The 9,078-nt window shown below is 70.4% G+C and carries 6 protein-coding genes; 2 read left to right on the top strand and 4 right to left on the bottom strand.

The features are described 5' to 3' along the window. The 4 genes from ACZ6S6_RS15790 to ACZ6S6_RS15775 all read right to left on the bottom strand — a co-directional run. On the bottom strand, window positions 1-3,687 hold a 3,687-nt coding region (locus tag ACZ6S6_RS15790), incomplete at its 3' end, for a beta-ketoacyl synthase N-terminal-like domain-containing protein (RefSeq protein ID WP_469705989.1). Window positions 3,688-3,744: 57 nt separating this feature from the next. Next, window positions 3,745-4,632: a thioesterase domain-containing protein gene (locus ACZ6S6_RS15785; protein WP_362960791.1), complete on the bottom strand. Its 888-nt coding sequence runs from the start codon at window positions 4,630-4,632 to the stop codon at window positions 3,745-3,747. Next, window positions 4,616-4,882, bottom strand: a complete 267-nt coding sequence (locus ACZ6S6_RS15780; RefSeq protein ID WP_250967641.1) for an acyl carrier protein — start codon at window positions 4,880-4,882, stop codon at window positions 4,616-4,618. Before ACZ6S6_RS15780 ends, ACZ6S6_RS15785 begins: the two co-directional genes overlap by 17 nt. A 10-nt stretch (window positions 4,883-4,892) precedes the next feature. Beyond that, entirely contained in the window at window positions 4,893-6,185 is a 1,293-nt protein-coding gene (locus tag ACZ6S6_RS15775; RefSeq protein ID WP_362960794.1) for an NAD(P)/FAD-dependent oxidoreductase, read from the bottom strand. Window positions 6,186-6,594: 409 nt separating this feature from the next. Between ACZ6S6_RS15775 and ACZ6S6_RS15770 the strand changes: the two genes are divergently transcribed. Together ACZ6S6_RS15770 and ACZ6S6_RS15765 are read left to right on the top strand one after the other, a co-directional pair. Next, the gene (locus ACZ6S6_RS15770) at window positions 6,595-6,999 is read left to right on the top strand and encodes a DUF3291 domain-containing protein (protein ID WP_362960797.1); all 405 of its coding nucleotides are present in this window, start codon (window positions 6,595-6,597) and stop codon (window positions 6,997-6,999) included. After that, window positions 6,999-8,540 carry an MFS transporter gene (locus ACZ6S6_RS15765; protein ID WP_469705988.1) on the top strand — a complete coding sequence of 514 codons (1,542 nt, stop codon included), beginning with the start codon at window positions 6,999-7,001 and terminating at the stop codon, window positions 8,538-8,540. Before ACZ6S6_RS15770 ends, ACZ6S6_RS15765 begins: the two co-directional genes overlap by 1 nt. Window positions 8,541-9,078: the final 538 nt, after the last annotated feature.

The raw sequence follows: 9,078 nt of genomic DNA, 5'->3' as shown, positions 1-9,078 counted from the left end.
CAGCATCTCCGCCGGATATCCCGTCTTCTCCGCCACGACACCCAGGAGCGCTTCCAGTACCGCGCCATCGACAGCGGCGGCGACAGGCTCCTCAACCACAACCGGAGCAACCGGAGCAGCAGCAGGTGCGACAGCAGCGGGCGCGGATGCCGAGCTCAGGAAACCAGCGACATCGTCGAGCGTCCGCAGCTCACCCAACCGCTCCGGGTCGACATCACCCGACACCGGGAACCGCTCCTGCAACGCACCCAGGATCTGAACCCGCTTGATCGAGTCAATCCCCAGATCCGCCTCAAGATCCATACCCGGCTCCAGCATCTCCGCCGGATAACCCGTCTTCTCCGCCACCACACCCAACAGCGCCTCCAACACCGCGCCATCGACAGCGGCGGCGACAGGCTCCTCGACCACAACCGGAGCAGCCTCAACCGGAGCAACCTCAGCCACAGGAGCCGCCGCAGCAACCTCCACCGGAGCCGGCGTGGCCTCCGGCGCGACCTCCACCGGGGTCTCCGCCGCGACCTCCACCGGGGTCTCCTCGGTGCCTCGCAGTGCGTCGATCAGCAGTCGGGTGGCGCGCTCGTGGCTTGAGGCGATGGACGTGCCGTGCTCCTGGATCAGGCGCAGGGCGGCGTCCGTGTCGGGGTGGGCTCCGGAGCGGACCGAGTCCTCCAGGGACTGGACCGCCTGCCGGATCGTCGTGACGTGCGAGTCGAGGATCTCCGCCTGGAGGCCGAGCCCCTCCCGCACGACATCGCTCAGCTCAGCACCGGCAGGGGCGACGGCGGCCGGAGCCGGAGTCGGTGCCGGGACCGGGACCGGGACCGGAGCCGCAGCCGGCTGTGTCGCCGTGGGCTCGGCCAGGGCCTCTTCGTACGCCGAACGGCGCGCGTCCGTCACGTAGTTGATGCCGCGCAGCGGGATCGTCAGGCCCTTGCGGACCGGTACCACCAGCTCCGGCTCCGTGTGGTCGTCGATGCCCGTGACCGGCAGGCCGAGCACGGCGAGCTCGACGACCGCCCGCTTGAGGGCCACCTCGCTGTCCTTGGCGGGGCCGCCGTCGACCGCGAGCGACACGACGTCGTCACGGCCCTCCAGGATGCGGCCGACGAGGTCCGACAGCACCCGCTTGGGCCCGAACTCGACGAAGACGCGGTACCCGTCGGCGTACATCTGCTCGATGCGGGCGGCGAAGTCGACGGGCCGGAGGAGCTGGTCGACGAGGGTGCGGCCGTTGGCGGCCGGGTCGGTGCCGTACGTCGCGCCCGCGGTGTTGGCGTACACCGGGACGGTCGGGGTGCCGAGTCCGACGCGGTCGACGGCCTCGCGGAAGGCGTCTGCGGCGTGGGCGACGAAACGGGTGTGGAACGCGGCGGAGACCGGAAGGCGCTTCGCGTGGACGCCGCGGCCCGAGGCGTCGGCCACCAGGCGGTCGATCTCGGCGGTGGGGCCGCCGACCACGATCTGGCCGGGGGCGTTGATGTTGCAGACGCTCACGTCGCGGTAGCCGGCGACGAGCTCCTGGACGGCGGTCTGTTCGGCGCGGACCGCGGCCATCGCGCCCGGGTCGAAGCCGGTGGCGCCGGCGGGCGGCGCCATGGCGAGGCCGCGGGCGCGGGCGAGCTCGGCGAACCGGTCGTCGTCCAGCGCGCCCGCCGCCCAGAGGGCGGTGAGTTCGCCGAAGGAGTGGCCGATCGTGCCGTCGGGGGTGAAGCCGAGCTGCTTGAACCAGGCGAACTGGCCCGCCGACAGCGCGCCGATCGCGGGCTGCGCGAACTCCGTGCGGCGCAGCCGCTCCTCCTGCTCCTTGCGCACCTCGTCGGTGAAGGCGGGCGGCGGGAAGACGGTCCTGCCGAGTGTCTCGGCGCCGCCGGTGAGCTGGTTGGCCTTGTCGTAGGCCGCGAGTACCGAGGGGAGCGTCAGGGCGGCGCGGCGGCCCATGCCGACGTACTGGCTGCCCTGGCCGGCGAAGACGGCAGCCGTCTTCGCGCCCTGGGGCAGGGCGGCGCGGCGGTAGGTGATGCCCTTGGGGTGCTGCCAGGACGTGGCGTCCGGCTTGGCGCGCAGCAGCCCCACGGCCACGGTGCGCAGCTCCTCGAACTCCTCGTCGTTCCGGGCCACGATGCCGACGCGCGCGTCGCCCGCCGGGACCCAGCCGACCGGGTCGGCCGCGGCGCCGCGCTCCAGGGAGCGGGCGAGGGCCTCGGGGTCGGCGGCGTGCCAGATGCCGGTGCGGGCGGTCGGGCCGAGCACCTTGGGCGCCTCGGCGCCGTCGTGCTCCTCCAGCACCATGTGGAAGTTGGTGCCGCCGAAGCCGAACGAGGAGACGGCGGCGCGGCGCCGGTCGCGGGCCGGGTCGAGGACCCAGGGGCGGGCCTCGGAGCTCACGTAGAAGGGGGTGCTCGCCGGGTCGACGGCCTCGCTGGGCCTGTCGACGTTGATGGTGGGCGGCAGGACCTTCTGGTGCAGGGCGAGGGACAGCTTGATCAGGCCGGCCGCGCCGGCGGCCGCCTTGGTGTGGCCGATCTGCGACTTCACGCTGCCGACGGCCGCGTAGCCCAGGTCCGCGGGGGCGTCATCCGCCCGGTCGCCGGTGACGAAGGAGCCGAGCGCGGACAGCTCGGTGTGGTCGCCGACCGCGGTGCCCGTGCCGTGGGCCTCGAACAGCTCGATGGCGCCGACGGGCAGCGCCGCGTCCTCGTACGCGCGGCGCAGCGCGAGCTGCTGTCCTTCGGCGCGCGGGGCGTAGATGCTCTTGAAGCGGCCGTCGCTGGAGGTTCCGATGCCCCGGAGTACGGAGTAGATGCGGTCGCCGTCGCGCTCCGCGTCGGCGAGCCGCTTGAGGGCGAGCATGCCGATGCCCTCGCCGATCAGGGTGCCGTCCGCCGAGGCGTCGAAGGGCCGGATGACCTGGCTCTTCGAGAACGCCGGGGTCTTGCTGAAGCACATGTACATCAGGATCGTGTTCTCGGCGTCGCAGCCGCCGGTGAGCATGAGGTCGGCGCGGCCCTCGATGAGCTCGCTGACGGCGAGCTTGGTCGCGGCGAGGGAGCTGGCGCACGCGGCGTCGACGGTGCAGTTGGTGCCGCCGAGGTCGAAGCGGTTGGCGATGCGTCCGGCGACGACGTTGCCGAGCATCCCGGGGAAGGAGTTCTCCTCCCAGGGGATGTACGCCTTCTTGAAGCGGCGCGCGATCTCGTCCGCTTCGGCTTCGCTGAGTCCGACGCTGCGCACGACCTCCTTGATCACCGGGGTCTGGAGGCGCGCGGAGAGCGGCTGCGTGAGGGAGTTGGCCCCGGTCACGCCGAGGATGACACCGGTGCGCGAGGGGTCGTACCAGCCCGAGCCCTCGGTACCGGCGTCGCGCAGCACATCGCGGGCGACGGTCAGGGAGAGCAGCTGGAGGATGTCCGTGACCTCCAGGGTGTTCGGCGGCAGGCCGAACTCCATGGGGTTGAACGGGGTCTCCGGGAGGAAGCCACCGCGCCGGGCGTAGGTCTTGTCCTCGGCGGTGGGGTCCGGGTCGTAGTAGTCGTCGGTGTTCCAGTGGCTGGACGGAACGTCCTCGATGCAGTCGTTCCCGTCCACGATGTTGCGCCAGAACTCGCGCACGTTACGGGACTTGGGGAACAGGCCGGCCAGCCCGACGATGGCGATGGGGGTTTCGGCCAGACGTGAGTAGTGCACGACGGTCCTCTCGGTCAGATGCGCCGGGTGGCGGGGCAGCGCTGGTGCGGTGGTCGGTCAGGCGACGGCGGAATCGGCCGGCCGTCCGGACAGCACGGCTGCGGTACGCGGGTCCTGGAGCATCGTGTAGTGATCGCCCGCGACCGCCAGCCGACGTACGGGGCGGTTGCTGAGCAGGCTCCAGCCGAGGTCGCCGCTGTCAGGAAGCAGCGACCGTTCGGGCTTGACGAGGGTGATCGACCGGTCCAGCGGGGCCGGTTCGTACGGGGCGGTGCAGCGGTTGTTGCGGGTCAGGCCGCCGTGGTAGGCGGTGTACAGCTTCCGCAGTCCGGCGAGCTCGGTGTCGGCGGGCAGCAGGCCCTGCGCGGTGGCCGCCGCCAGTACGACGGGCAGCCCGTCCTCGGCCGCCGCGACCGGAGGCACGCTCACGGTGAACGGGCGGTCCCGCTTGGCGCCGAGGTACATCGCGAACCAGTCGAGCAGCATCCGGGGTTCCAGCACCTCGTCGGTGCGTTTGAAGGCGGGGACCGGTGCGATGCTGTCGAGCAGCACGAGCTCGTCCAGCTGCCCGGCGCGGCCCTCGGCTTCGAGCCGGGCGGCGATCTCGAAGGCCACCACGCCGCCGAAGGACCAGCCGACCAGCGAGAACGGCGCGTCGCCGGGTGCCGACGCGTCGATCTCGGCGAGGCAGCGGCCGGCCAGTTCGCTCACGGTGGCGGGTTCGGCCCGGGGGTCGAAGGCCGCCGTGAAGAAGGCCGGGATGTTGCCCAGGTCGAGCAGGGACAGTGCGGTGTCCGCCGGCAGCCGCTCGGCCAGCGGCTGCCAGGCGGCGGGCGCCAGCGCCCCCGGGTGGACGGCGTAGAGCCGGCGGGCCGCCCCGGTGTCCGGGGAGGTCAGCGGGGTCAGTACCGGGCGGCCGGCTGAGGGGTCAGGCCGCTGCGGCATGGCGGGCGTTCTCCTCGGCTATGTGCTCGGACAGGGCGGCGATGGTCGGGTGGTACCAGAGCGCCGTCGCCTCCAGTTCGAAGCCGAGCCACTTCTCCAGTTCGCCCGCGAGAATCAGTGCCTCGGTGGAGTCGAGGTCGAATTCGTCGAAGTAGCGCTCGACGTCGACCAGGTCCTTCTCCACCCCGAGCCGGACGGCGAGCTTCTCGACCAGCCAGGCCTGTGCTTCCAGAGCGGTGACACGCTGCATGGGAGTTCCCTCACTTCTTGATGTCGCGGGCAATGGACTCGGCGGCCTTGAGCCCCGAGACGTATCCGGCTTCGTGCGAGCCGATCAGGTCGTGGCCGATCTTCGGGGAGTGGAAGTACGATCCGGCGAGCTTGACCCGCCCCGTGTCGTTGACCGCGTAGATGGTGCGCTGCATGGAGCGCACGTCGAGGTCGATGATCGGGTGGGTGAAGGGGATCTCGCGGATGACCGTCTCCTCGCGCGGGACGATCGGCGAGTCGAGGGTCACGAAGTAGTCCTTCCGGGCGGTGAAGCCCTGGAGGGAGTTCATGTAGTACGCGACCCAGGTGCGCGGGGTGCCGTCTACGGTCTTGAGCCCGTAGTTCCAGCTCTGCCAGCGGGAGCGGTCCGGCGGCATGCTGGAGGGGTCGGTGTGCAGTACCGCCTTGGTGGAGCTGTAGCGGACCTTGCCCAGGATGTCGGCCTGGAGCGGGGTGGGGCTGTCCAGCAGGGCGAGTGTCTGGTCGGCGTGCGAGGCGACGACCGCGTAGTCGTAACGCTCCTCGCCGTCGGCCGTGGTGACGACGACTCCGGCGTTCTCGCCGCCCTCCTCCCGGATGCGGGTGACGGGGCTGGAGGTGCGCACCGTGCCGTTGAGGGCGCCGACGACGCGGCGCACGTACTCGATGCTGCCGCCGGAGACGGTCTTCCAGGCGACGGAGCGGCCGCCGAGGCCGCCGGGGTCGTGCGACATGAAGAAGGCGATGACGGTGGTGGCCGGCATCTCCCAGATCAGTTCGGCGGGCACCGACCAGACGGCGGTGGCGAGCAGCACGACGTATCCGTACTTGAAGGCGTCGGAGTAGCCGCCCCGGTCCAGGTACTCCCCGAGCGCCATGTCGGTGCGCTTGCGCAGGAAGTCGCGGGGCGCCTCCTTGTGGAAGCGTTCGGCGTCCCGCCACAGGGGCATGAAGTCGGCCGGGTAGCGCCGGGCGATCTCCTCCTCGGCGAGCTCGAACTCGGCGGTGCCGTAGTCGAGTCCCCGGTCGAGGTCGAAGAAGTCGAAGCCGCCGGTGTGGTCCAGCGCGGTGGCCCCCACCTCCTGGAAGAAGGAGGTCAGCTGGGGGTACGTACGGGAGTTGAAGACCACGAAGGCGGTGTCGATCCCGATGGTGCCGCCGTCCTCCTCGACCTCCACGGTCAGGGCGTGCCCACCGGGCCGGTTCTCCTTCTCGTACACGGTGACATCGACATCGTCCGGCAGATGGTAGGCGGCGGAAAGGCCGGATATACCGGCTCCGATCACGGCGACACGAGTTGTCATGAAGGGTGGCCCCTCGGGTTCGGGCAGTTCTCCGGAAAAGGAAGGAGTCGCTATGGTGCGACGGCCGCTGGAGCGCGAGGGCGAACCCTCGGAAAGCATTTGGTCGTTGGTGCATCGCTCCGATTGAGCCGGCTGGCTGCGACGTGCAAGGAAAGTAATTCGGGCCATGGCGGAGGGTCAAACACCGCATCGCCGAACATGGGTGTTCCATCGAATGCGTCGATGGCCCTCAAAGGGGGTGTCCGGATCAACGGGTACCGGACACCAGCGGCACGAACAGGCCAACCCCGCCACTCCGGAGCGGTTGTGCACCACCACATGTCCGGATCGCCGTCGCGCGTGTCTCATGTGGGTAGCGGGTATTCCCTGCTGTGATCACGCGCCCCATGCCGAAGAGGAGATATCCCCCATGCCCACCATTCCCTGGATGCCCGGGGCCGCTGCCACCGAGTCCCCCGACTCAGGCGAGGCCGTGGTCATGGCATCGAAGTTCGAGGTGAAGTCGCTGCTCAACGTGCCGCGATTCTTCCTGCTGTCGCTGGTGGTGTGGAAGCAGGTCCGTTCCGCGCCCGGCACCATCGGCGCGTCGCTGCGCGCCGAACCGTTCAAGAAGACGTTCTGGACGCTGTCCGCGTGGCAGGACCAGGAGTCGCTGGAGACCTTCTCCCGCAGCGACCCGCACGCGAAGGTGGTCGCGAAGCTGATTCCGACGATGGACCGCTCGACCTTCGTCTTCTACGGCGCCGCCCGGAGCGAGCTCCCGCTGTCGTGGGACGACGCCGCGCGGCGCATCGCCGAGAAGCGGGGCAAGTGATGAGCGCGGAGACGGAGACCACGGCCGCCGCCGCGCCCGCGAAGCCGGTCATCCCGCACGGCAAGCTGATCCTGACCGCCGCGTGCCTCGGTCTGTTCATGTCGTTCATCGAGGTGACGTCGGCGATCTCGACGCTGCGTGCCCTCCAGGTCGACATGAACATCGCCCCGGCGGACCTGAGCTGGGTGTCCAGCACGTACACCCTGGTCGTGGCGGCGTGCGTGCTGTCGGGCGGGGCTCTGGGCGAACGGTACGGACGGCGTCGGGTGTTCGTCATCGGCGTGGTCACACTCGCGGTCGGCTCGCTGATCGTGGCGACGGCGGGCGCCTTCCCCCAGGTGCTCGTGGGCCGGGCCGTCAGCGGGATCGGCGGCGCGCTGGTGCTGCCGACCTCACTGGCCATCATCACCACCACGTTCTTCGTCGATCTGCCGCGCATGCTGCGGTACATCACGGTGTGGGTGTCGGTCTCCGGCATCGGTCTGGCCGTCGGCCCGCTGCTCGGCGGGGCGTTGCTGGACGCCTTCGACTGGCAGGCGGTCTACCTGGTCAACACCCCGGTCGCCGTGGTCACGGTGGCGGTGACGCTGTACGCGGTCTCCGAGTCCAAGGTGCCGGACAGGCCGCTGGACCTGCGTGGCCAGTTCCTCTCGGTGCTGGGTCTCGGGACGCTGGTGTACGGGATCGCGACGGGTGGCCGGGCCGGCTACGACGACCCGGTCGTGCTGACCTCGCTGGTGGTCGCCGCCGTCTCGCTGTTCGCCCTGGTACGGGTGGAGCGGCAGGTGGCCGTGCCGATGCTGGACGTACGGATGATGGGCTCGATCCGGGTCTCGGCGACGCTGCTGGTGGCGGCGTCCGCGCTGTTCACGTTCGTCGGCGTGGTCTTCCTGGAGGTGCTCTTCCTCCAGCGGGTCCAGGACGTCACGGCGTTGAGCACGGGGGTACGGCTGCTGCCGGCCATGGTCTTCTTCGTGCTGTCGACGCTGGTGGCCCAGAAGCTCTCCGGGAAGATCGGCCCCGGCCGGCTGCTGGCCGCCGGTTCGCTGATCGCGGCGGTCGCGGCGGTGCTGCTGGTCCGCCAGGAGCCGGACAGCTCGTACATGGTCACGGCGGTGGGCCTGGCGCTGGTGGGTCTGGGCAGCGGGCTGGTGGTCGCGCCGTCGACCGCGGCCGCGTTCGCGGTGGTCGCGCCCGCCCAGATGGGTTCCGCGTCGAACGCGGTCACCGCGTTCCGGCAGGTCGGTTCGGTGCTGGCGACGGCGGTGCTGGGCGCCGTGCTGGCCGTCCGCTTCGTCGGGGCGCTGCCGCGGACCCTGGCGGACGCCCATGTCCCGCCGCAGATCGCCACGGCGGTGGTGGACGTGGCCCGCAGCGGCAGCAGCGGCAGCGGCCGCCCCTCGCCGCCCGGCGTGACCGATGCCATCGCCTCGGGATTCACCGTCGGTATTCACACCGGCCTGTGGGTCGTGGCCGGCGTATCGTTCGCGGCCGCCGTACTGGCTTCCGTATTCCTCTCCCGAAAAGCACCTTCCGCCTGAACAAACGATTCCGCCGGACCATGAATCAGAGTTTTCCGGGACGACCGATAACCCCTGGGAAAGGATTCACGGTTCTCCACGGATTCGATTCCATTCAGGAGAGGCGAAGGGAAATGAGACCAGAGCGAAACGGCTTCCGGCTGCGAGACGGGTAAGGGTAAGGTCTCGCAGCCGGAAGCCGTTTCGCCGCATTCCGCCGCCCGTTCACCGGGCACCTGACAGCAGGGCATCCGGCAGCCGGGCATCTGACCGCCGGCACCTGACGGCCAGGCAGCCCGGCAGCCCGGCAGCCCGTCCAGTCCACCCAGCCCGCCCAGTCCGCCCAGCCCGTCCAGTAACATCCGGAGCTTCCCGGATCTACCGGGAGCCTTCGGGCGGGGCGCCCGATCCTCGGCGATTCGTTGCGAACCCGCCTCTACGCGCGTCCACTTGGCAGATTCTTGGGAAACGCATGCCCCGTACATGAGGTGTTCCTCGCCAGAGTGTCGGATTACATGTGCACATCATTCGGCACATGCTCCGCACGCGAGACCCACAT

The sequence above is a fragment of the Streptomyces sp. NPDC048671 genome (assembly GCF_055587045.1).
Note: the sequence above shows the minus strand (reverse complement) of the source record. Positions and strands in the feature narration are given on the sequence as shown.

Bases quoted from the DNA above. Each gene is read 5' to 3' on its own strand.
- ACZ6S6_RS15785 (WP_362960791.1), bottom strand. From the start codon at position 4,632: ATGCCGCAGCGGCCTGACCCCTCAGCCGGCCGCCCGGTACTGACCCCG.
- ACZ6S6_RS15780 (WP_250967641.1), bottom strand. From the start codon at position 4,882: ATGCAGCGTGTCACCGCTCTGGAAGCACAGGCCTGGCTGGTCGAGAAG.
- ACZ6S6_RS15775 (WP_362960794.1), bottom strand. From the start codon at position 6,185: ATGACAACTCGTGTCGCCGTGATCGGAGCCGGTATATCCGGCCTTTCC.
- ACZ6S6_RS15770 (WP_362960797.1), top strand. From the start codon at position 6,595: ATGCCCACCATTCCCTGGATGCCCGGGGCCGCTGCCACCGAGTCCCCC.
- ACZ6S6_RS15765 (WP_469705988.1), top strand. From the start codon at position 6,999: ATGAGCGCGGAGACGGAGACCACGGCCGCCGCCGCGCCCGCGAAGCCG.